Here is a 23527-nt window from a genome sequence, read left to right on the forward strand (position 1 = left end):
TTACTCCTTCGCCTCGTTGCGGCCCAAGTGGAACGCCGTGACGGCTGCAGCGAGCAGCAGCATCGAGGCGAGTTCGACCACCAGCAGATAAGGACCGAACAGGCTGATGCCCACGGCCTTGGCGTCTACGGTGGTGTGGCCGACGCCGGTGCCGCTGGAATGGCTGAATAGCACATACAGCAGCTCAGCCAGCAGCAGCGCAGCCAGTACCACCGGACCCGCCCAGATACCGGGCTTGAGCCAGACGCGTTCTTGCTGAACCGAGGCGGGGCCGAGGTTCAGCATCATCACCACGAACACGAACAGCACCATGATGGCGCCAGCGTAGGCGATCACTTCCAGTACACCGGCAAATGGAGCACCGAGGCTGAAAAAGGTCATCGCCACGGCGAGCAGAGAAATAATCAGGTAGAGCAGGGCGTGCACAGGATTGGTGTTGGTGATCACGCGAAGCGTGGACACAACGGCAACTCCGGACGCGAAATAGAAAGCGAATTCCATCTTTCTTCCTTAAGGCAGCAAGCTCTTCACGTTGATCGGTTCGGCTTCATTCTGCGCGGAGCCTTTCGGCTTGCCGGCAATGGCCATACCTGCAACACGATAGAAGTTGTAGTCAGGGTTTTTGCCGGGGCCGGAGATCAGTAGATCTTCTTTCTCGTAAACCAGGTCCTGACGCTTGAACTCGGCCATTTCGAAATCCGGTGTCAGCTGGATCGCGGTGGTCGGGCAGGCTTCCTCGCAGAGGCCACAGAAAATGCAGCGCGAGAAGTTGATACGGAAAAACTCCGGGTACCAGCGACCGTCTTCGGTTTCGGCTTTCTGCAACGAGATGCAGCCGACCGGGCACGCCACGGCGCACAGGTTGCAGGCAACGCAACGCTCTTCACCATCAGGGTCGCGGGTCAGGACGATACGCCCACGAAAGCGCGGCGGCAGGTACACCGCCTCTTCCGGATACTGCAGCGTGTCACGCTTGCGGAAGGCGTGGCCGAAGATCATCACCAGGCTGCGAAGCTGGGTGAAGAAGCCATGCACGATGTCAAAAATATACTTCATGATTCTCTATCCTCACTGAGCCGCGATGGCGGGCGTGTTGAGCAACACGATCGCAGCGGTCACCAGCATGTTGACGAGGGTCAGCGGCAGGCAGAACTTCCAGCTGAAGTCCATCACTTGGTCATACCGTGGGCGCGGAATCGAGGCGCGCAGCAGGATGAAGAACATGATGAAGAACGCGGTTTTCAGTGCGAACCAGATGAACGGGATCTGCGGCAGAATGCCGAACGGACCGTGCCAGCCACCGAAGAACAAGGTCACCAGCAGCGCCGAAATCAACACGATGCCGATGTACTCGCCGACGAAGAACATGCCCCATTTCATGCCGGCATATTCAATGTGGTAACCGTCGGCCAGTTCCTGCTCCGCTTCCGGCTGGTCGAACGGGTGACGGTGAGTCACGGCGACGCCGGCAATGAAGAAGGTCAGGAAACCGAAGATCTGCGGAATGACGAACCACAGGTGCTGGGCCTGGTAATCAACGATGTCGCGCATGTTGAACGAGCCGACCTGGATCACGATGCCCATCAGCGACAGGCCCATGAACACTTCGTACGACACGGTTTGTGCCGAGGCCCGCAAGCTGCCCAGCAGGGCGAACTTGTTGTTACTCGACCAGCCGGCGAACAACACCGCGTAGACCGACAGACCGGCCATGGCGAAGAAGAACAGGATGCCGATGTTCAGGTCCGCGACACCCCAGGTCGGGGTGATCGGGATGATCGCGAAGGCAATCAGCAAGGCGCTCATGGCCACGACCGGCGCCAGGGTGAAAATCACCTTGTCGGCGAACGGCGGCGTCCAGTCTTCCTTGAAGAACATCTTGATCATGTCGGCGGCGATCTGGAACGCGCCGAACGGGCCGACGCGGTTCGGACCGTAACGGTCCTGCCAGAGGGCGAGCAAACGACGCTCGACCCAGCTCAACAGCGCGCCGCAGACCACTACGGCGAGCAGAATCACGATGGCCTTGAGCACCGCGATGATGATGTCGATCACTTCAGGAGTGAACAAGGTCATTGCGCTGCCTCCTGCAGACCGTCAACGGATTTGCCAAAGATTGCCGGTGGAATGCCGGCGATACCCGCAGGCAGCGCCACCAGGCCGGCGCCCAGCTCTTCGTTGATGCGCAGCGGCAGACGCAGGGTCTGGCCGGCAACGTTCAAGCTCAGCATGGCACCGTCATTGACGCCCAGACGATCGGCTTCGGACTTGGCCAGCGACACGTAGGCGGCTGGAATGCGTTCCTGGACCGGAGCGGCTTTCGACGAGTTCTCGTCGCTGCCGAACAGGTGATAGAACGGCACAACCTGCCAGGTGCCTTGGGCCGGGTTGAATGCACGCGGAACACTGGCGAACCAGTTCAGCGAATCACCCTGGCTTTCGATCAGGCGAGCACCCGGATCACCGGCACGCAGGTGACCGCCGACTTCGTCCTGGAACTTGTTCCAGGCTTGCGGCGAGTTCCAGCCCGGCGACCAGGCGAATGGCACTTGCTGACGCGGCTCGACGGAGCCCGAGTAACCTTCCATGGAGAACGAGAACGCGGTGTCGTTGTCCTGGGAAGTACGCGGCTCGTGCACGCTGATGTCGGCACGCATGGCAGTCCGGCCGCTGTAACGCAGCGGTTCGCGAGCCAGTTTCAGGCCTTTGATCCGGAACGAAGCGGACGGCGCGGCGCTGACGATACCGGCCAGTTGCGAGTTGCTCGAAGCGCAGGCAGCGGTGACGTGGTCCAGTTGGGTCCAGTCGATCGGCTGGTTCAGCAGGGTCGCGCGCAGGGCATGCAGCCAGCGCCAGCCTTCGTGAACCAGGATGCTTGCATCGAGGTAAGTCGGGTCGAAGACCTGGAAGAAGCGCTGGGCGCGGCCTTCCTGGCTGACCAGCGTACCGTCGCCTTCAGCGAAGCTGGCGGCTGGCAGAACCAGGTGCGCGCGATCGCTGGTAGCGGTCTTCTGATGGTCAGCAACGATCACCACTTTAGCGGCGGTCAGGGCTGCATCGACCTTGGCTTTGTCGGTACGGGTGTACAGATCGTTTTCCAGCACCACGATGGCGTCGGCTTTACCCTCGATCACCGCTTGCAGGGCTGCATCGACCGATTCGCCGCCGAGCATGGCCAGGCCGAGGCTGTTGGCCTCTGGCACGATCAGGCTGATGGAACCGTTCTTCTCGCGCAGCTTCAGGGCTTTGGCGATGTTCGCCGCTGCTTCGATCAGCGCTTTGGAGCCCAGCGAAGTACCGGCGATGATCAGCGGACGCTTGGCCGCGAGCAGGGCATTGGCAATGCGTTGAGCCAGTTCGAGGGCTTCGCTGTCCAGGCCTTCGACGGCTGGGGCGCTGGCGTCGAGGGCGTGAGCCACGGCGAAACCGATACGTGCCAGGTCGTCTGGAGCGGCGTGAACGCATTCTTCAGCCACGTCGTCGAGCTTGGTTTCGGCCAGGCTGGCGATAAACAGCGGGTTCAGCGCGTGCTGACCGATGTTTTTCACTGCAGCGTCGAGCCAAGGCTGAACGCGCATCGCGTCGGCCATGTCTTCGGCTTTGCCTTTGACCGATTGACGCAGGGCCAGGGCCATGCGCGCAGCGGTCTGGGTCAGGTCTTCACCGAGGACGAAAATCGCGTCGTGGTCTTCGACGTCGCGCATGTTCGGGATCGGCAGCGGGCTGTCTTTCAACACCTGCATGACCAGGCGAATACGCTCAAGCTCGGACGCTTCGATACCCGAGTAGAAGTGCTCGACACCGACCAGTTCGCGCAGGGCGTAGTTGCTTTCAAGGCTGGCACGCGGCGAACCGATACCGACGATGTTGCGACCGCGCAGCAGGTCAGCGGCTTTATCCAGCGCTTCGTCGAGGCTCAGCTTCGCGCCGTTGGCCAGCAGTGGCTGACGAGGGCGATCTTCGCGGTTGACGTAGCCATAGCCGAAACGGCCACGGTCGCACAGGAAATACTGGTTCACCGAACCGTTGAAACGGTTTTCGATGCGACGCAGTTCGCCGTAACGCTCACCCGGGCTGATGTTGCAACCGCTGGAGCAGCCATGGCAGATGCTCGGCGAGAACTGCATGTCCCATTTACGGTTGTAGCGCTCGGAGTGAGTCTTGTCGGTGAACACACCGGTCGGGCAGACCTCGGTGAGGTTGCCAGAGAACTCGCTTTCGAGGGTGCCGTCTTCAACGCGACCGAAGTACACGTTGTCGTGGGCGCCGAATACACCGAGGTCGGTACCGCCGGCGTAGTCTTTATAGAAGCGTACGCAGCGATAGCAGGCGATGCAGCGGTTCATTTCGTGGGAAATGAACGGGCCCAGTTGCTGGTTCTGGTGGGTACGCTTGGTGAAGCGGTAACGGCGCTCGTTGTGGCCGGTCATTACCGTCATGTCTTGCAGGTGGCAGTGACCGCCTTCCTCGCACACGGGGCAGTCGTGCGGGTGGTTGGTCATCAGCCATTCGACGACGCTGGCGCGAAACACTTTGGCTTCTTCGTCATCGATGGAAATCCAGCTGCCGTCGGTCGCAGGGGTCATGCAGGACATGACGATACGACCACGCTTGTCGTTCTCGTCGGTGTACTGCTTGACGGCGCACTGGCGGCAAGCGCCAACGCTGCCGAGGGCGGGGTGCCAGCAGAAATAAGGGATATCGAGGCCTAGCGACAGACATGCCTGTAACAGGTTGTCTGCCCCATCGACTTCGAGCTCTTTGCCGTCTACGTGGATAGTGGCCATGGTTCAAAGTTCTTCGTTGGCCCGGTGTCAGCGGGCGTGGCTAATGGAATCTTGTTATCCGTCCAAATCCAAACAGCCTTGAAAGGCGTCATCGGACGAAAGGCGAACGGCACGGACCGTTCGCCTTTTTAAAGCGTTAAGCGCCGACTACGATCGGCCTTGCCAGAGGCGGGACGGCGGCGCGGGTGGGCGCGATGCCGGCTTCGAACTCTGGACGGAAATACTTGATGGCACTGCCCAATGGCTCCACGGCACCCGGTGCGTGAGCACAGAAGGTCTTGCCTGGGCCGAGGAAGCCGACCAGACCCAGCAGGGTCTCGATGTCCCCGGCTTGCCCTTCACCGTTCTCGATGGCGCGCAGGAGCTTGACGCTCCACGGCAAACCGTCACGGCACGGGGTGCAGAAACCGCACGACTCACGGGCGAAGAACTCTTCCATGTTGCGCAGCAGGGACACCATGTTGACGCTGTCGTCCACCGCCATTGCCAGGCCGGTACCCATACGGGTGCCCACTTTGGCGATGCCGCCGGCGTACATTTGTGCGTCCAGGTGTTCCGGCAACAGGAAGCCGGTACCGGCGCCGCCTGGCTGCCAGCACTTGAGCGTGTAACCGTCGCGCATGCCGCCGGCGTAGTCTTCGAACAGTTCACGACCGGTGACGCCGAACGGCAATTCCCACAGGCCCGGGTTCTTGACCTTGCCGGAGAAGCCCATGAGCTTGGTGCCCATGTCTTCGCTGCCTTCACGCGCCAACGATTTGTACCAGTCCACGCCGTCGGCAATGATCGCCGGCACGTTGCACAGGGTTTCAACGTTGTTTACGCAGGTCGGCTTGCCCCACACGCCAACGGCGGCAGGGAAGGGCGGCTTGGAGCGCGGGTTGGCGCGGCGGCCTTCGAGGGAGTTGATCAGTGCGGTTTCTTCACCGCAGATGTAACGCCCGGCGCCGGTGTGGACGAACAGTTCGAAATCGAAGCCGCTGCCCAGGATGTTCTTGCCCAGCAGGCCTGCCGCCTTGGCTTCTTCCACGGCACGGTTCAGGTGCTTGGCGGCGGTGGTGTATTCGCCACGCAGGAAGATGTAGCCGCGGTAGGTTTTCAGCGCGCGAGCACTGATCAGCATGCCTTCGATCAGCAGATGGGGCAGTTGCTCCATCAGCATGCGGTCTTTCCAGGTGTTGGGTTCCATTTCGTCCGCGTTGCACAGCAGGTAGCGGATGTTGATGGATTCGTCTTTGGGCATCAGGCCCCACTTCACGCCAGTGGGGAAGCCCGCGCCGCCGCGACCCTTGAGTCCGGAGTCCTTTACGGTCTGGACGATATCGTCCTGGGACATCTCGGCGAAGGCTTTACGCGCTGCCGCGTAACCGTTCTTGGCCTGGTACTCGTCGAGCCAGACAGCCTCGCCGTCGTCACGCAGGCGCCAGGTCAGCGGGTGGGTCTCTGCGCTGCGCTTGATGCGATTGGCAGGGCCGAAGGAAGTCAGGGTCATACGTAGCCCTCGAGCAATTTGGCAACGCCAGCAGGCTGCACATCACCGAATGTGTCGTCGTCGATCATCAACGCCGGCGCCTTGTCGCAGTTGCCGAGGCAGCAGACCGGCAGCAGGGTGAAACGACCGTCGGCGGTGGTTTGACCCAGGCCGATGCCCAGCTTGCTCTGGATTTCGCTGACCACCGACTCGTGGCCACCGATGTAGCAGACCATGCTGTCGCAGACGCGAATGATGTGACGACCGACTGGCTGACGGAAGATCTGGCTATAGAACGTCGCCACGCCTTCAACGTCGCTGGCCGGGATACCGAGGATTTCGCCGATGGCGTAGAGCGCGCCGTCAGGCACCCAGCCACGTTCCTTCTGGACGATCTTCAGGGCTTCGATCGACGCCGCGCGCGGGTCTTCGTAGTGATGCAGCTCGTGCTCGATGGCCGAGCGCTCGGTTTCGCTCAGGGCGAAACGGTCTGTCTGGATAAGCGTGCTGTTCATGCTTAGCGGTCCACGTCGGCCATAACGAAGTCGATACTACCCAGGTACGCGATCAAGTCCGCGACCATGCTGCCTTTGATCACCGAAGGGATCTGCTGCAGATGCGGGAAGCTTGGGGTGCGAATCCGGGTGCGGTAGCTCATGGTGCCGCCATCGCTCGTCAGGTAATAACTGTTGATGCCCTTGGTCGCTTCGATCATCTGGAAGGATTCGTTGGCCGGCATGACCGGGCCCCACGAAACTTGCAGGAAGTGCGTGATCAGGGTCTCGATGTGCTGCAGCGTGCGCTCTTTCGGCGGCGGCGTGGTCAGCGGGTGATCCGCCTTGTACGGGCCTTCCGGCATGTTGCGCAGGCACTGGTCGATGATCTTGATGCTCTGGCGCATTTCTTCGACGCGCACGATGCAACGATCATAGGCATCGCCATTGGCCGCCAGCGGTACTTCGAATTCGAAGTTCTCGTAGCCGGAGTACGGACGGGCTTTACGCAGGTCGAAATCGCAACCGGTCGAACGCAAGCCTGCACCGGTGACGCCCCATTCCAGGGCTTCTTTGGTGTTGTAGGCAGCGACGCCGATGGTCCGGCCACGCAGGATGCTGTTGTCCAGTGCGGCTTTCTGGTATTCGTCCAGACGCTTTGGCATCCACTCGACGAAGTCTTTGACCAGTTTTTGCCAGCCGCGCGGCAGGTCGTGGGCGACGCCACCGATGCGGTACCAGGCCGGGTGCAGACGGAAACCGGTGATGGCTTCGATCACCGTGTACGCCTTCTGGCGGTCGGTGAAGGTGAAGAACACCGGGGTCATGGCGCCGACGTCCTGGATGTACGTACCCAGGAACAGCAGGTGGCTGGTGATCCGGAAGAACTCGGCCATCATGATGCGGATGACGTCGACCTTCTCGGGCACTTTGATGCCGGCCAGCTTCTCGACCGAGAGCACGTACGGCAGGTTGTTCATCACGCCGCCGAGGTAGTCGATACGGTCGGTGTACGGGATGAAGCTGTGCCAGGACTGGCGCTCGGCCATCTTCTCGGCACCACGGTGGTGGTAGCCGACGTCCGGCACGCAGTCGACGATCTCTTCGCCGTCCAGTTGCAGGATGATGCGGAATGCGCCGTGAGCCGAAGGGTGGTTCGGGCCCAGGTTGAGGAACATGTAGTCCTCATTGGCGCCGGAACGTTTCATGCCCCAGTCTTCGGGCTTGAAGCGCGCAGCTTCTTCTTCAAGCTGATGCTTGGCCAGTGTCAGGCTGAACGGATCGAACTCTGTGGCACGGGCCGGGTAGTCCTTGCGCAGCGGGTGACCTTCCCAGGTCGGCGGCATCATGATGCGGGTCAGGTGCGGGTGGCCGGCAAAGTTGATGCCGTACATGTCCCACACTTCGCGCTCATACCAGCTGGCGTTCGGCCAGATACCGGTCACGGTCGGCACGCTGAGGTCGCTCTCGGACAAGGCGACCTTGATCATTACGTCACTATTACGTTCGATCGACATCAAGTGATAGAACACAGTGAAGTCGGCACCGCTCGGCAAGCCCTGGCGCTTGGTGCGCAGACGCTCGTCCACGCCGTGCAGGTCATAGAGCATGACGTACGGCTTGGGCAGGTTGCGCAGGAAGGTCAGGACTTCGACGAGTTTGGCACGGGCAACCCAAAGCACCGGCATGCCGGTGCGGGTGGCCTGGGCGCTGAACGCCTCAGGGCCAAAACGGTTGTTCAATTCGACGACCACATCCTGGTCGTCTGCCTTGTAAGGCGGGATGTACAGAGCACTGCCTGTAGTCATGGTTTTTTTATCGCTTTCGGTCAACGTAAAGAATGAAGCCAGTTTCTCGTTTCTTTGTAAGAACAGATCTGGATCAGACTTCGTCGGGGCTGCGCAGGTTGGTTACCTGAATACGCTGTTCGCGGCGCTGTTCCTTTTGCGAAGGCATCTCGGCGCGGTAAACGCCTTGATCGCCAACGACCCAGGAAAGTGGGCGACGCTCCTGGCCAATCGACTCCTGCAACAGCATCAAGCCTTGCAGAAAAGCTTCAGGGCGGGGCGGGCAGCCAGGCACGTAGACGTCCACGGGCAGGAACTTGTCCACCCCTTGAACGACGGAGTAGATGTCGTACATGCCACCGGAGTTGGCGCACGAACCCATGGAGATAACCCACTTCGGCTCGAGCATCTGCTCGTAGAGACGCTGAATGATCGGCGCCATCTTGATGAAGCAGGTTCCGGCAATAACCATGAAATCCGCTTGACGCGGCGATGCCCGGATAACCTCGGCGCCAAAGCGCGCGATGTCGTGGGGCGCCGTGAAGGCGGTGGTCATTTCCACGTAGCAGCACGAAAGACCGAAGTTATACGGCCACAGGGAGTTCTTACGCCCCCAGTTGATCGTGCCGTTAAGCACGTCTTCGAGCTTGCCCATGAAAATGTTTTTGTGGACTTGATCTTCTAACGGATCGGAGACGGTTTCCCGTGCGCCAATCGGGTACTGCTCGTTAGGAGCATCGGGGTCGATCCTGGTGAGATTGTATTGCATCGCCAAAGCCTCATTGTTTCAGCTTCGCCTGCCGCTTACGACGAGCTTCCGGAGCCCAATCAAGGGCGCCCACTCGAAATAGGTAGACAAGACCTGCCAACAGAATTGCTATGAAAACGAGAGCTTCGACGAATCCGGTCCAGCCGCTTTCGCGGACGGACACAGACCAGGCAAAGAGAAATAGGGCTTCGATATCGAAGATCACGAACAGCATCGCGACCAGATAGAATTTGGCTGAGAGCCGCAAGCGGGCGCCACCGGTAGGTAGCATGCCGGACTCGAACGGTTCGTTTTTGCTGCGGCCCCAGGCTTTTGACCCGAGGAGGCTGGAGACGCCGAGCATGAAGGCGCATAGGCCGCCGACACCCAGAAGGAAAATGGCAAAGCCCCAGTTGTGGGCCATGAGTCCTGTCGCTTCGGGCATGCTGGTAATCCTTAACAGAGAGCAAAGGTCTCTGAGCTTGAAAAGAAATAAAGCAGTGACGATATGTCGCAGCAATCAATCGCGGTGATTTTATGGCTAAACACCGAGCAAGTAAAATTCCTGTAGCGAAATTATTTATAAGAATAAGGACATAGCGCACCTCAAACGGCCTGCAGCCCGTGCGTTACGGGCATTAGCCGGGGTTTTGTCAATAATGTTTTGTGCGAGTTGTAACGAACATGAATGGTGCCAAATGATAATCAATATTGTTTGCGGCGGTTTTTGAACTGTTATTCGGGGTGGTGGCTGGAAAGTTGCGCTTACATACCGGTTACTGCAAGTAGCGCGCGGGGTCGTTTTACTCTGTTTTGTCGATCGAAATACCGCTCTGGATCAATGTTTTTGCTCGCGGCTCCGGGTACGCACGTGACTCCTGTAGCAGCCTTCGGCAGCTGCTACGGGAGATTTGATGTCTGTGAAATCCCGGGCAAAAAAACGCCCCGAACCAGTCGGGGCGTCAGATGTTTGGCATTCCGGTTAGTTTTTTACCTGGTCCGGATGGGCCGTTTGCTCAGGTGAACCGGATTAGTGGAACTGTTCTTCTTCGGTGGAGCCGGTCAGCGCGGTCACCGAAGAGGAGCCGCCCTGAATCACGGTGGTCATGTCGTCGAAGTAGCCGGTGCCCACTTCCTGCTGGTGCGCCACGAAGGTGTAACCCTTGGCAGCGTCAGCGAACTCCTGCTCTTGCAGCTTCACGTAGGCAGTCATGTCGTTGCGGGCGTAGTCGTGCGCCAGGTTGAACATGCTGTGCCACATGTTGTGAATGCCGGCCAGGGTGATGAACTGGTGCTTGTAGCCCATGGCGGACAGTTCGCGCTGGAACTTGGCGATGGTCGCGTCGTCCAGGTTTTTCTTCCAGTTGAAGGAAGGCGAGCAGTTGTACGACAGCAGTTGGTCCGGGTATTCCTTTTTGATCGCTTCAGCGAAGCGACGGGCTTCGTCCAGGTCCGGCTTGGCGGTTTCGCACCAGATCAGGTCGGCGTACGGCGCGTAGGCCAGGCCGCGAGCGATTGCCTGGTCGAGGCCGGCGCGTACTTTGTAGAAGCCTTCCTGGGTGCGTTCGCCAGTCACGAACGGCTGGTCGTACGGGTCGCAGTCGGACGTCAGCAGGTCAGCAGCGTTAGCATCGGTACGGGCCAGGATGATGGTTGGAGTACCGGCAACGTCAGCCGCCAGACGAGCCGCGATCAGCTTCTGTATGGCTTCCTGAGTTGGAACCAGTACCTTGCCGCCCATGTGGCCGCATTTTTTCACTGAGGCCAGTTGGTCTTCGAAGTGAACGCCGGCAGCGCCTGCTTCGATCATGCTCTTCATCAGCTCATAGGCGTTCAGAACGCCACCGAAACCGGCTTCAGCGTCGGCAACGATCGGTGCGAAGTAGTCGATGTAACCCTCGTCGCCCGGGTTCTTGCCGGCTTTCCACTGGATCTGGTCGGCGCGACGGAACGAGTTGTTGATGCGCTTGACCACGGTCGGTACGGAGTCGACCGGGTACAGCGACTGGTCCGGGTACATCGATTCTGCAGAGTTGTTGTCTGCAGCAACCTGCCAGCCCGACAGGTAGATCGCCTGGATACCGGCTTTAACTTGTTGTACCGCCTGGCCGCCGGTCAGGGCACCCATGCAGTTGACGAAATCTTTCTCGGGGCGGAAGGCTGGCTTGGCACCCTGGGTCACCAGGTTCCAGAGCTTCTCGGCGCCCATTTTTGCAAAGGTGTGCTCAGGTTGAACCGAGCCACGCAGACGGACGACGTCAGCAGCGGAGTAAGTGCGTGTCACGCCTTTCCAGCGCGGGTTTTCAGCCCAGTCTTTTTCAAGGGCTGCAATTTGCTGTTCGCGTGTCAGTGCCATGGAGATAAACCTCGTCGCGTCTTTTGTGGAAAGTGGTTCTTGGTGGAAAATTCCAGTTGCCAATACGCACATTCAAATGGGGCGTAGATGGCTGCTCGCTGACCAGAAGCTTAGGCGGTCAAGTCGGATCTGGCGGGGAAGGCGACGGGATGAACGATGGGCTCGAGGATGAAAGCTGAGCAGGTAAGGGCGAACTGGCGGGCGCATTCGGGCGTCGTGGGCCTTTATACGATCATCAGTGTGTTGCCGGGCTACCTATTACGCTTCCGTCCCTCGGGACAACTTCGTTCCAGTCGCAACCTCGTCAAACACACCTTGTGGGCGGTACAGACGCGAATCGGCTCAGGTCGGTAAGGTTAGAGCGCGATCCGAAGGCCCTTGCCAGGGCCCCTGATTAGCGGGAGCGAGGCCATCATGCCTTCGCTTTTTTGGCTCGTCAAACGTTTTGTAGTGCTATTTTTCAAGCACTACATCTTTAGTCTAATACGACTAATCAGTCAGTTTTTGGTGTGCTAGTCCAAGGTCTCGACTTTTACTCGCAACGTCATGTCATCCCGTCCCTGAGTAGAGTAGCTGCGGCTCATAGCCCGTTTGTCGGCTTGCGTCTGGCGGTTGACGCCAGCCAGAGTGATCCACTCGCCCAGGCGGCCGCTGACGGTTGTGTCGGTACTTTGCACGTTCACTACATCGGGACGTTCCTGGCTCGTGCGGTCGCGGTTGGTGCTGATTGCCAGGTGAACGATGTCGCCGGTAACGCTGGCTGTGACATAAAAACCTTGGGTGACGTTGCGGTATTGGGTCTGGCTTTGCAGGTGGGCGTAGTTGTTATTCGGATTTTGTGGCTGGCGGGAGGTGTTTGTCTGGTTTGGCGGTGCGGCGTAGGCATCGGTCTGGGTGGTGGTCAGCGGCACGCTCTGGCCAACCTGGATCAGCGCCGGTGTGCCTTCGCTGGTCTGGACCTGCTGGATCCCGCCTTCACGGCTGTCGGTGCTGTAGGTGATGATCTGCGTTTGCCGATCGGCGTTGTTTTGCTGGTTGTTTTCGTTGGTGTCGACCGTGATCAGCAGGCGCTTGGGTACGGTGTCGAGTTGTGCGATCAGGGCTTTGAGCTCGTCGATCTTGTCGGGTTCGGCGTTGACTATGAGCTGGTTGCCGTAGGCGCTGACCTTGCCGTCCCTGCCGATAAAATTCTGCGCTACCGGCAGCAGGTCGGCGCTGGTGCGATTGTTGAGCTGCACCACTTCGGTAGCGGCGACGACCGAGAAACTGCAGGTCAGTAGCAGCGTGGTGAGCAGGGTGCGTAGGGACATGTCCGTTATCTCCGCGATCAAAGGCTTGAGTTTGCCAGTTTGTCGGCCTGCGGTGGGGCAAGTTGAATCGTAGACAGCAAAACGCCCCGCTACCTGAGGATGGCGGGGCGTTTTTGTGGTGTTCTTCAGGCCGCCTTCGCGAGCAACTCGGTCTTAGGCCGAATGACGCACCATGTCCACGTGCGGAATCCCTGCTTCCAGGAACTCTTCACTGACCACGGTAAAGCCCAGGCGCTCGTAGAAAGCCGTGGCCTGAACCTGCGCGCTGAGCATTTGCTGCTTGAGCCCGCGCTTCTCGGCTTCACCGATCACTGCTTGCATCAGATTGTCGCCGACCTTCAGGCCGCGCCAGTCCTTGAGCACCGACACCCGGCCGATATGACCATCGGGCAGCAGGCGGGCGGTGCCAATCGGAAAGTCGCCTTCGAAGGCGAGGAAATGCACGGCGCTCGCGTCGTCGGCATCCCATTCCAGTTCAGGTGGAACGGATTGCTCGGCGATGAACACCGCTTCACGAATGCGCCGGATCTCGGCGATATCCTTTTGCCAGTCTGCGACACGTACGCGAATTTTATTCATCGGCAAATCCCAGGCTACCTTGCTTGACCAGTTCGCACAGCAGGTTGCGGCCGTCTTCATCGCTCAGCCATTGGCCAAGGTTGTCGATGTGCAGCGCATCGGCGGCGCAAATCATTTTCAGCAGTTCGCGCAGCTTGCCAGGCAGATAACGGCTCTGGCCGCTGGCGAACAGCAGCAGGTCGTCGTCGACTTCGGACCAGGCCAGGCGCGCGCTTGGATTGCGAATCAGCACGGCGCCTTGTTCAAGGCTGCTCAGCAGGTCGTCTTCTTCCAGTTCCGGGCCAACCACCAATTCCGGGTAGCGTGGCTCGGTCATGAACTGGCCGAACCAGGTCAGCAACAGGCGCTCGTCGCTCATGTGCTCGGCCAGCAGGCTTTTCAAACGGTCGAGCGCATCATGCTGGATCTGGTGCGGGTCGATCGCTGGTTGTGCGTCAGCATCGGTGTAACGTTCTTCGTCAGGCAGGAACTGGCTGAGGAAGTCGGTGAAGTGGGTCAGCACTTCGGCGGCGCTTGGGGCGCGGAAGCCGACCGAGTAGGTCATGCAGTCATCGACGGCCACGCCGCAGTGGGCCAGGCGCGGGGGCAGGTACAGCATGTCGCCCGGTTCCAGGGTCCACTCGTCGGTGGCTTCGAAGTCGGCGAGGATGCGCAGGTCGGCATGTTGCAGTAGCGGACTGTCGGAATCGCACATCTGGCCGATTTTCCAGTTGCGCTTGCCGTGGCCTTGCAGCAGGAACACGTCGTAGTTGTCGAAGTGCGGGCCGACGCTGCCACCTGGGGCGGCAAAGCTGATCATTACGTCGTCGATGCGCCAGCTCGGCAGGAAGCGGAAGTTTTCCAGCAGTTCGGCGACTTCCGGCACGAACTGATCGACGGCCTGCACCAGCAGGGTCCACTCGCGCTCTGGCAGCTTGCTGAATTCGTCTTCGGCGAACGGGCCGCGACGCAGTTCCCAAGGGCGCTCGCCGTGCTCGATGACCAGGCGCGATTCGACTTCTTCTTCCAGCGCCAGGCCGGCCAGTTCGTCGGCGTCGATCGGGCTTTCGAAGTTAGGGATCGCCTGGCGGATCAGCAACGGTTTTTTCTGCCAGTAGTCGCGCAGGAATTCCCGTGCCGTGATGCCGCCCAGAAGTTGAAGAGGAATATCAGGATTCATGTGTAACCTATTGAAAAAAAGTACTTTTCTGACGGGAATAAAAACGCCCGGCGCTGCCGGGCGTCTCAAAGGGTCAAGCGGTCGATCAGATGCGTTTGGCTTGTGCCACGGCGTTGCCGATGTAGTTGGCCGGGGTGAGCTTTTTCAGCTCGGCCTTTGCTTCGGCAGGCATGTCCAGTGCATCGATGAAAGTTTGCAACGCTTCAGGGCTGATGCCCTTGCCGCGCGTCAGTTCTTTCAGCTTTTCGTACGGGTTTTCAATGTTGTAGCGACGCATCACGGTCTGGATTGGCTCGGCCAGAACTTCCCAGCACGCGTCCAGGTCTGCAGAAATCTTCTGAGCATTGAGCTCTAACTTACTGATTCCCTTGAGACTTGCTTCGTATGCGATCACGCTGTGGGCGAAGCCGACACCGAGGTTGCGCAGTACGGTGGAGTCGGTCAGGTCGCGCTGCCAGCGGGAGATCGGCAGCTTGCTCGCCAGATGCTGGAACAGGGCGTTGGCGATACCCAGGTTACCTTCGGAGTTTTCGAAGTCGATCGGGTTGACCTTGTGCGGCATGGTCGAAGAGCCGATTTCGCCAGCGATGGTGCGCTGCTTGAAGTAGCCCAGGGAGACGTAGCCCCAGATATCGCGATCGAAGTCGATCAGGATGGTGTTGAAGCGCGCGATCGCATCGAACAGCTCGGCGATGTAGTCGTGCGGTTCGATCTGCGTGGTGTACGGGTTGAAGCCCAGGCCCAGCTCGTCTTCGATGAAGGCGCGGGCGTTGGCTTCCCAGTCGATCTCAGGGTAAGCCGACAGGTGAGCGTTGTAGTTGCCGACGGCGCCGTTGATCTTGCCCAGCAGCGGTACGGCTGCGACTTGAGCGATCTGGCGCTCCAGACGGTAAACCACGTTCGCCAGTTCTTTGCCCAGGGTGGTCGGCGAAGCCGGCTGGCCGTGGGTGCGCGACAGCATTGGCACGTCGGCGAAGCGGATGGCCAGCTCGCGGATAGCTTCGGCGGTTTGGCGCATCAGCGGCAGCATCACGTCATCACGGCCTTCACGCAGCATCAGGGCGTGGGACAGGTTGTTGATGTCCTCGCTGGTGCAGGCAAAGTGGATGAATTCACTAACGTTGGCCAGCTCAGGCAGCTTGGCCGCCTGTTCCTTGAGCAGGTACTCAATGGCTTTAACGTCGTGGTTGGTGGTGCGCTCGATCTCTTTGACGCGCTCGGCGTGTTCCAGAGAGAAGTTTTCCGCCAGGGTGTTCAGCACGGCGTTAGCTTCGGCGGAGAACGCCGGTACTTCGCTGATGGCAGGGTGAGCGGCCAGGCGCTGGAGCCAGCGCACTTCAACCAGGACGCGAGCACGGATCAGACCGTATTCGCTGAAAATCGGGCGCAGGGCCTGGGTTTTGCCGGCGTAGCGGCCGTCAACAGGGGAAACCGCAGTGAGCGAAGAGAGCTGCATGGGGTGTTCTCGGACAGTCGGGCAACGAAATGGGGCGCGTATCATACATGAAAAAGTTCCGCTGGTCCGTTGCCAACTGACCAGCGTCTTACGCGTTACAGGCTAAAAATCAGTATTGCAGGCGCAGTTCAGCTGCTGCGCATCAGCGGATAAAGCTCTTTGAGCAGTTTGCGGCGACTGATCACCAACTGCCAGCGATGACCGCCCAGCTGCCGCCACAAGCGCGCCGAGCGAATACCGGCCAGCAACAGGGCGCGGATCTTCGAGGCATTGCTTGGCTGCTGCAGGTTGCGCATGTCGCCGTGCACCTGAATACGTTGGCGCAGAGTGCTCAAGGTGTCCTGATACAGCGCGCCACAGGCGGCGATCACGTTTTCATGGGCCGGGCCGAAATGCTCGACCTGGGACTGAATCTGCGGCAGGCGCTTGCCGATCACTTCAAGCATGTCACCGCGCTTGGCCAGTTGCCGCTCAAGACCGAGCATCGACAGGGCATAGCGCAGAGGTTCTCGCTGCAAGGTGCTCGGGTCGCGTTCGAGGGCGCCGATCAAGGCGCGATAACCTTCGCGCAGATTGATATCGTCGCCGCCGTAGACCTCCAGCGTGTCCTTGGGGTCGATGATCAACAAGCTGCCAAGCATGCAGGTCAGGCCGGCTTCAGTGACCTGCCCGGTCTTGGCAATCTTGTCGACCAGAACGGCGGCGAGAAACACGCCGCCGAGCGCTATCAGTTGCTCCTGAGTCGGGCTCATGCGCGCGAATCCTTGCTGCTCCAGGGTTCGGCGACTTCGATGACGCCGCCACCAAGGCAGATTTCGCCGTCGTAAAACACCACCGATTGACCTGGGGTGACCGCGCGTTGCGGGTCATCGAAGGTGGCGCGGTAGCCGTTGGCGGTTTTTTCCAGGGTGCAGGGCTGGTCGCTCTGGCGATAGCGGACTTTCGCCGTGAGTTTGCGTGGCGAGCTCAGATCGACCGGGTTGACCCAGTAGATGTCCGAGGCAAGCAGGGCGCGGGAGAACAGCCAAGGGTGATCATTGCCCTGGCCAACGATCAGCTCGTTGTGTTCCAGGTCCTTGATCAGTACGTACCACGGCTCGTCGCTGGCGTCTTTCAAGCCGCCGATGCCCAGGCCCTGACGCTGGCCGATGGTGTGGTACATCAGGCCATGGTGGCGGCCGATCACTTCACCTTCGGTGGTCTTGATTTCGCCCGGCTGTGCCGGAAGGTATTGCTTGAGGAAGTCGCTGAAGCGTCGTTCACCGATAAAGCAGATACCGGTGGAGTCTTTCTTCTTCGCGGTGGCCAGGGCGTGTTTCTCGGCAATCGCGCGCACTTCGGGTTTTTCCAGTTCGCCGACCGGGAACAGGGTCTTGGCGATCTGTTCGCCACCCACAGCGTGCAGGAAGTAGCTCTGGTCCTTGTTCGGGTCCAGGCCTTTGAGCAATTCGGTGCGGCCATCGATGTCGCGGCGGCGCACGTAATGGCCGGTGGCGATCAGATCGGCGCCGAGCATCATGGCGTAGTCGAGGAACGCCTTGAACTTGATTTCACGGTTGCACAGGATGTCCGGGTTCGGCGTGCGGCCGGCCTTGTATTCGGCCAGGAAGTGCTCGAACACGTTGTCCCAGTACTCGGCGGCGAAGTTGGCGGTGTGCAGCTTGATGCCAATCTTGTCGCACACGGCCTGGGCGTCCGCCAGGTCGTCCATGGCGGTGCAGTAGTCCGTTCCGTCGTCCTCTTCCCAGTTCTTCATGAACAGGCCTTCCACCTGATAACCCTGCTCGATCAGCAGTAGGGCGGAAACGGAAGAGTCCACGCCGCCGGACATGCCGACAATGACGCGCTTCTTTTGTGTGTCAGAAGGGGCTGGATCACGCATAGGGATTTAATGAGTGTCTTGAAAAAGGACGCGATTCTATCAGGCCCGAGCCTGCAAGGCTAAAGAGAAGGGCGGATCAGTTCGAGACTGAAGAGTTTACCGCTCAGGTAATCGTCGATACAGCGAATAATCAGCTCGCTGCGCCAGTGGTCGCGTTGTGCAAGGAGTTCGTCGCGGGTCAGCCATTTTGCGCCGACGATGCCGTCGTCGAGTTGATAATCGGGGTGGTGTTTCAACGCTTTGGCGGCAAAACACACGCGCTGGTAAGTCACGCCATTGCTTGGAGCGGTGTAAAGGTAGATGCCTACTACACCAGTGGCTTCAACGTCCCAGCCGGTTTCTTCGAGAGTTTCACGAATGGCGGCTTCGGTCAGGGTTTCGTTTGGGTCCAGATGCCCGGCCGGTTGATTGAGTACCACGCGTCCGGCCTTGAGTTCTTCGACCATCAGGAAGCGGCCGTTGTCTTCGACGATGGTGGCGACGGTGATGTGGGGTAGCCAGGTCATGAAATTGCTCCTTCTGGTGTCAAAAACAGAAACCCCGGCACGGGGCCGGGGCTTCTTTGCATCCTTACAACCTTAAACCAGCGCAGCAATCGCCGCGTTGAAGGTGTTGCTTGGGCGCATGGCCTTGCTGATCAGCTCGGCGTCGGCGTGGTAGTAACCGCCGATGTCCACTGGCTTGCCCTGAACGGCGTTGAGCTCGGCAACGATGGTTGCCTCGTTCTCGGCCAGGGTTTTCGCCAGTTGGCTGAACTGCGCTTGCAGCGCAGCGTCTTCAGTCTGGGCGGCCAGGGCCTGAGCCCAGTACAGCGCCAGGTAGAAGTGGCTGCCGCGGTTGTCGATGTTGCCGACTTTGCGCGATGGCGACTTGTTGTTGTCCAGGAACTGGCCGGTGGCCTGGTCCAGGGTCTTGGCCAGCACCAGCGCTTTAGGGTTGTTGTAAGTAACACCCAGGTGCTCAAGAGAGGCGGCCAGGGCCAGGAACTCGCCCAGGGAATCCCAGCGCAGGAAGTTTTCTTCCAGCAGTTGCTGAACGTGCTTCGGTGCCGAGCCGCCAGCGCCGGTTTCGAACAGGCCGCCACCATTCATCAGCGGAACGATCGACAGCATCTTGGCGCTGGTGCCCAGCTCCATGATCGGGAACAGGTCAGTCAGGTAGTCGCGCAGTACGTTGCCGGTCACCGAGATGGTGTCCTTGCCTTCGCGAGTACGGGCCAGGGTGAAGGCCATCGCGTCGACTGGCGACATGATGCGAATGTCCAGACCGGAAGTGTCGTGGTCCTTCAGGTATGCCTGAACTTTCTCGATCACTACGCCGTCGTGGGCGCGCATTGGGTCCAGCCAGAAGATCGCCGGGGTTGCGCTTGCGCGAGCGCGGTTGACGGCCAGTTTGACCCAGTCCTGGATCGGCGCGTCTTTGGTCTGGCACATGCGGAAGATATCGCCGGCTTCAACCGACTGCTCCAGCAGAGTGCGACCAGCGCTGTCGGAAACGCGAACCACGCCGTTTGCCTTGATCTGGAAGGTCTTGTCGTGGGAGCCGTACTCTTCGGCTTTTTTCGCCATCAGGCCAACGTTCGGCACGCTGCCCATGGTGGTTGGGTCGAAGGCGCCGTGCAGCTTGCAGTCTTCGATTGCCGCCTGGTAGATGGTGGCGTAGCAGCGATCCGGGATCACGGCCTTGGTATCGTGCAGCTGGCCGTCGGTGCCCCACATCTTGCCGGAGTCACGGATCATGGCCGGCATCGAGGCGTCGACGATGACATCGCTCGGCACGTGCAGGTTGGTAATGCCTTTGTCGGAGTTGACCATCGCCAGCGACGGACGAGCGGCGTAGACCGCCTGGATGTCCGCTTCGATCGCCGCTTGCTGCTCGGCAGGCAAGGCCTTGATGCGGGCGTACAGGTCGCCGATGCCGTTGTTCAGGTTGAAGCCGATCTGTGCCAGCACGTCAGCGTGCTTGGCCAGGGCGTCTTTATAGAACTCGGCAACGATCTGGCCGAACATGATCGGGTCGGAGACCTTCATCATGGTGGCTTTCAGGTGAACCGACAGCAGCACGCCTTTTTGCTTGGCGTCTTCGATTTCTGCGGCGATGAAGCTGCGCAGGGCGTTTTTGCTCATCACGGCGCAATCGAGGATCTCACCGGCTTGCACGGTGGTTTTTTCTTTCAGGACGGTGGTGGTGCCGTCTTGAGCGATCAGTTCGATTTTCACGGCGTCAGCGGCGTCGATCAGGGCAGCTTTTTCGCTGCCGTAGAAATCGCCGGTGCTCATGTGAGCGACGTGAGACTTGGAGTCTTTGGCCCAGGCGCCCATTTTGTGCGGGTGCTTGCGAGCGTAGTTCTTGACCGACAGCGGTGCGCGACGATCGGAGTTGCCTTCACGCAGAACCGGGTTTACCGCGCTGCCCTTGATCTTGTCGTAACGGGACTTGGCGTCCTTGTCAGCGTCGCTGGTGACGGTTTCCGGGTAGTCCGGCAGTGCATAGCCCTGGGCTTGCAGTTCTTTGATCGCGGCCTGCAGTTGCGGAACCGAAGCACTGATGTTCGGCAGCTTGATGATGTTGGCTTCAGGCGTGACGGCCAGCGCGCCCAGTTCGGCGAGGTGGTCGGCTACGGCTTTGTCACCCAATTGCTCGGGGAAGCTGGCCAGAATGCGCCCTGCAAGAGAGATATCGCGGGTTTCCACGGCGATATCAGCGGAGGCGGTGAAAGCCTCTACGATAGGCAACAGTGAATAGGTGGCGAGGGCTGGGGCTTCGTCGGTGAAGGTGTAGATGATCTTCGAGCGGTTGGGCATATTCGGATTAACTCTCTTCTTTGCTAAAGCGTGCGCAGAAACTCGCGGGGCGCCGGGTAAGCGCGTTCGTTCAAAGTCATCCATGAGCCGAATGTCGAGGTTTCTTCGCGGTGATGTTGGGTGCATCAGTCGAGCGTCAAGCGGGTGGACTGCGGTAACAGCCCGGCTTATCGGGCGGAAAATCTCGTTGCTATTTATCCAGGAGCAGGAGGCCCGCCGTCGTGACCCTGTGGTCAGCGGCGGCATTATACATAGGTAGCTGGCAATCTGCCGATGGTTCATATGCAACGAATCTCGTCCATTGGTCTAAAGGTCGCAGGGGCGCGTGCGGCGTAGAGTTGTTCGCCGTGCTTGAGTTTGGCGCTTTTCCCTTTGCTTTCAGGCTTGTACGTCGCGAACTGTGCGGCTTTGCGGCAGATCGATGGAACATAGGGTTTGCGTGCCGATTTAACTGGGGTACGCTCGGACGAAGCCAGATGTTCAATCCAAACAATGGAGTTCAGCATGGGATACAAGAAGATTCAGGTTCCAGCAGTCGGCGACAAAATCACCGTCAATGCAGACCATTCTCTCAATGTTCCTAACAACCCGATCATCCCTTTCATTGAAGGTGATGGTATTGGCGTTGATATCAGCCCGGTCATGATCAAGGTTGTCGATGCTGCTGTTAAGAAGGCTTACGGCGGCGAGCGCAAAATTTCCTGGATGGAAGTCTACGCCGGGGAAAAAGCGACTCAGGTTTACGATCAGGACACCTGGCTGCCTCAGGAAACTCTCGACGCAGTCAAGGATTATGTGGTTTCCATCAAGGGCCCGCTGACCACGCCGGTCGGTGGCGGCATCCGTTCCCTCAACGTTGCTCTGCGTCAGCAACTCGACCTTTATGTGTGCCTGCGTCCTGTGCGCTGGTTCGAAGGCGTGCCTAGCCCGGTCAAGAAGCCAGGCGACGTCGACATGACGATCTTTCGTGAGAACTCGGAAGACATCTACGCCGGTATCGAGTGGAAGGCCGGTTCGCCGGAGGCGACCAAGGTCATCAAGTTCCTTAAAGAAGAAATGGGCGTTACCAAGATCCGTTTCGACCAAAATTGCGGTATCGGCATCAAGCCGGTTTCCCTGGAAGGCACCAAGCGTCTGGCACGTAAGGCCCTGCAATACGTTGTCGACAATGATCGCGATTCGCTGACCATCGTCCACAAAGGCAACATCATGAAGTTCACCGAAGGTGCCTTCAAAGAGTGGGCCTACGAAGTGGCTGCTGAAGAATTCGGCGCAACCCTGCTCGACGGCGGCCCGTGGATGCAGTTCAAGAACCCGAAAACCGGCAAGAACGTCATCGTCAAGGATGCCATCGCCGACGCCATGCTCCAGCAGATCCTGCTGCGCCCGGCTGAATACGATGTGATCGCGACCCTGAACCTGAATGGCGACTACCTGTCCGACGCCCTGGCGGCTGAGGTGGGTGGTATCGGTATCGCGCCAGGGGCCAACCTGTCCGACACCGTGGCCATGTTCGAAGCCACCCACGGCACTGCACCGAAGTACGCCGGCAAGGACCAGGTAAACCCGGGTTCGCTGATTCTGTCTGCTGAAATGATGCTGCGTCACATGGGCTGGACCGAAGCGGCCGACCTGATCATCAAGGGCACCAACGGCGCAATCTCGGCCAAGACCGTGACCTATGACTTCGAACGTCTGATGGAGGGCGCCAAACTGCTGTCTTCTTCCGCATTCGGCGATGCGCTGATCTCGCACATGTAAGCTGATTTGCGCTGAATAAAAGACCGGCCGGCTCAAACGATGAGTCGGCCGGTCTTTTTATGCCTGAATGCCGGTTGGTGTCAGCTCAGCACGCGCTCGTGCTGGACAGTCGTTGCAGGCGCGGGCGCATTGGCCTTTACTGTAACTGAGTCGATGTTGATCGCGTGCAGGCCTTTGGGGCCCTGGATGATTTCGAAACTCACGGATTGGCCTGCTTTCAAGGTCTTGTAGCCGTCCATTTTAATGGTCGAGTAGTGGGCAAAGAGATCTTCGTCCTTGCCGTCCTCGTTGATGAAGCCATATCCCTTGGCATTGTTGAACCACTTGACCTTACCGCTAGCCATGCTCATATCCCTCTGCAACAGACTCCATCACTGGAGTATCATCCAGTTAATCCGCATCAACCCTGAAATGGGGTTGACCGTGCGGACCTTTTTTACCCACCGTGGGCTCTATTGGTTGTAACACTGATTTGCCGATAGTCAAGGTGACCAAGCAGTCGGGGTTGAAAAGCTCTGGGGCCGCCCCCACCACTGTATTCAGCTCAACTAACGAACCTTTCTTTCCATGCATGCTATCAGCCAGATTCGACTAACATTCAATCAGGATCGCCCTGATTTACACGACGACGATTCCGCAGGCATTGCTGTACAGGAGGCTAAGCCTGCGTTACAGGCGCCGCCGATGTACAAGGTGGTTTTGTTCAATGATGACTACACACCGATGGATTTCGTCGTCGAAGTGCTCGAGGTGTTTTTTAACCTGAATCGCGAGCTGGCGACCAAGGTCATGCTGGCCGTTCACACAGAAGGACGGGCAGTATGTGGAGTGTTTACCCGCGACATCGCCGAGACCAAGGCCATGCAGGTCAACCAGTACGCCAGGGAAAGCCAGCATCCGCTACTCTGTGAAATCGAGAAGGACGGTTAACGC

Annotated in this window: 21 protein-coding genes; 2 read left to right on the forward strand and 19 right to left on the reverse strand. The window is 59.3% G+C overall.

Features of this window, described 5'->3' with window-relative positions; translation table 11 throughout:
• From nuoJ to FPT12_RS22165, 18 genes are all read right to left on the reverse strand, one after another.
• Positions 1-501, reverse strand: coding sequence for an NADH-quinone oxidoreductase subunit J (nuoJ, locus tag FPT12_RS22080; RefSeq protein WP_019689817.1), 501 nt, complete (start codon positions 499-501; stop codon positions 1-3).
• 9 nt (positions 502-510) lie between these two features.
• On the reverse strand, positions 511-1056 hold the full coding sequence (gene nuoI, locus FPT12_RS22085; RefSeq protein ID WP_218570730.1) for an NADH-quinone oxidoreductase subunit NuoI: 546 nt from the start codon (positions 1054-1056) through the stop codon (positions 511-513).
• A 12-nt stretch (positions 1057-1068) separates the two neighbouring features.
• Positions 1069-2076 carry an NADH-quinone oxidoreductase subunit NuoH gene (gene nuoH / locus FPT12_RS22090; RefSeq protein WP_019689819.1) on the reverse strand — a complete coding sequence of 336 codons (1008 nt, stop codon included), beginning with the start codon at positions 2074-2076 and terminating at the stop codon, positions 1069-1071.
• On the reverse strand, positions 2073-4787 hold the full coding sequence (gene nuoG / locus FPT12_RS22095) for an NADH-quinone oxidoreductase subunit NuoG (protein ID WP_145020022.1): 2715 nt from the start codon (positions 4785-4787) through the stop codon (positions 2073-2075). The genes nuoH and nuoG overlap by 4 nt, the downstream gene beginning before the upstream one ends.
• 136 nt (positions 4788-4923) lie before the next feature.
• Complete coding sequence (gene nuoF / locus FPT12_RS22100; protein WP_145020025.1) at positions 4924-6279, reverse strand: NADH-quinone oxidoreductase subunit NuoF; 1356 nt, start codon at positions 6277-6279, stop codon at positions 4924-4926.
• Positions 6276-6773 carry an NADH-quinone oxidoreductase subunit NuoE gene (gene nuoE / locus FPT12_RS22105; RefSeq protein WP_007970445.1) on the reverse strand — a complete coding sequence of 166 codons (498 nt, stop codon included), beginning with the start codon at positions 6771-6773 and terminating at the stop codon, positions 6276-6278. The genes nuoF and nuoE overlap by 4 nt, the downstream gene beginning before the upstream one ends.
• A gap of 2 nt (positions 6774-6775) precedes the next feature.
• Complete coding sequence (gene nuoC, locus FPT12_RS22110; protein WP_145020028.1) at positions 6776-8560, reverse strand: NADH-quinone oxidoreductase subunit C/D; 1785 nt, start codon at positions 8558-8560, stop codon at positions 6776-6778.
• Positions 8561-8633: 73 nt separating this feature from the next.
• Positions 8634-9308 carry an NADH-quinone oxidoreductase subunit B family protein gene (locus tag FPT12_RS22115; protein ID WP_019689823.1) on the reverse strand — a complete coding sequence of 225 codons (675 nt, stop codon included), beginning with the start codon at positions 9306-9308 and terminating at the stop codon, positions 8634-8636.
• A 10-nt stretch (positions 9309-9318) separates the two neighbouring features.
• Positions 9319-9732: an NADH-quinone oxidoreductase subunit A gene (locus FPT12_RS22120; protein WP_007905050.1), complete on the reverse strand. Its 414-nt coding sequence runs from the start codon at positions 9730-9732 to the stop codon at positions 9319-9321.
• Positions 9733-10317: 585 nt separating this feature from the next.
• Positions 10318-11643, reverse strand: a complete 1326-nt coding sequence (gene aceA / locus FPT12_RS22125) for an isocitrate lyase (protein ID WP_054597855.1) — start codon at positions 11641-11643, stop codon at positions 10318-10320.
• Positions 11644-12155: 512 nt separating this feature from the next.
• On the reverse strand, positions 12156-12953 hold the full coding sequence (locus FPT12_RS22130) for a secretin N-terminal domain-containing protein (protein WP_145020031.1): 798 nt from the start codon (positions 12951-12953) through the stop codon (positions 12156-12158).
• Between the two features lie 153 nt (positions 12954-13106).
• Positions 13107-13532: a GNAT family N-acetyltransferase gene (locus FPT12_RS22135; protein WP_145020034.1), complete on the reverse strand. Its 426-nt coding sequence runs from the start codon at positions 13530-13532 to the stop codon at positions 13107-13109.
• Positions 13525-14691: a cupin domain-containing protein gene (locus FPT12_RS22140; protein ID WP_145020037.1), complete on the reverse strand. Its 1167-nt coding sequence runs from the start codon at positions 14689-14691 to the stop codon at positions 13525-13527. The genes FPT12_RS22135 and FPT12_RS22140 overlap by 8 nt, the downstream gene beginning before the upstream one ends.
• 85 nt (positions 14692-14776) lie before the next feature.
• Complete coding sequence (gene purB / locus FPT12_RS22145; protein WP_145020040.1) at positions 14777-16147, reverse strand: adenylosuccinate lyase; 1371 nt, start codon at positions 16145-16147, stop codon at positions 14777-14779.
• Positions 16148-16275: 128 nt separating this feature from the next.
• Complete coding sequence (gene hflD / locus FPT12_RS22150; protein ID WP_145020043.1) at positions 16276-16899, reverse strand: high frequency lysogenization protein HflD; 624 nt, start codon at positions 16897-16899, stop codon at positions 16276-16278.
• A complete protein-coding gene (mnmA, locus tag FPT12_RS22155) occupies positions 16896-18029 on the reverse strand; it encodes a tRNA 2-thiouridine(34) synthase MnmA (RefSeq protein WP_145020046.1) in 1134 nt (377 codons plus the stop codon). The genes hflD and mnmA overlap by 4 nt, the downstream gene beginning before the upstream one ends.
• A 59-nt stretch (positions 18030-18088) precedes the next feature.
• On the reverse strand, positions 18089-18535 hold the full coding sequence (locus FPT12_RS22160; RefSeq protein WP_145020049.1) for an NUDIX hydrolase: 447 nt from the start codon (positions 18533-18535) through the stop codon (positions 18089-18091).
• A gap of 72 nt (positions 18536-18607) precedes the next feature.
• Positions 18608-20833, reverse strand: a complete 2226-nt coding sequence (locus FPT12_RS22165) for an NADP-dependent isocitrate dehydrogenase (RefSeq protein ID WP_145020052.1) — start codon at positions 20831-20833, stop codon at positions 18608-18610.
• Positions 20834-21337: 504 nt separating this feature from the next.
• Between FPT12_RS22165 and icd the strand changes: the two genes are divergently transcribed.
• Positions 21338-22594: an NADP-dependent isocitrate dehydrogenase gene (icd, locus tag FPT12_RS22175; protein WP_054597846.1), complete on the forward strand. Its 1257-nt coding sequence runs from the start codon at positions 21338-21340 to the stop codon at positions 22592-22594.
• 80 nt (positions 22595-22674) lie between these two features.
• Here the strand turns inward: icd and cspD are convergent, their stop codons facing one another.
• Positions 22675-22938 carry a cold shock domain-containing protein CspD gene (cspD, locus tag FPT12_RS22180; protein ID WP_145020057.1) on the reverse strand — a complete coding sequence of 88 codons (264 nt, stop codon included), beginning with the start codon at positions 22936-22938 and terminating at the stop codon, positions 22675-22677.
• 223 nt (positions 22939-23161) lie between these two features.
• Between cspD and clpS the strand changes: the two genes are divergently transcribed.
• Positions 23162-23524: an ATP-dependent Clp protease adapter ClpS gene (gene clpS, locus FPT12_RS22185; RefSeq protein WP_015094394.1), complete on the forward strand. Its 363-nt coding sequence runs from the start codon at positions 23162-23164 to the stop codon at positions 23522-23524.
• Positions 23525-23527: the final 3 nt, after the last annotated feature.

Origin of the sequence: Pseudomonas sp. H3(2019) (assembly GCF_007713465.1) — a bacterium.
Taxonomy (GTDB): Bacteria; Pseudomonadota; Gammaproteobacteria; order Pseudomonadales; family Pseudomonadaceae; genus Aquipseudomonas.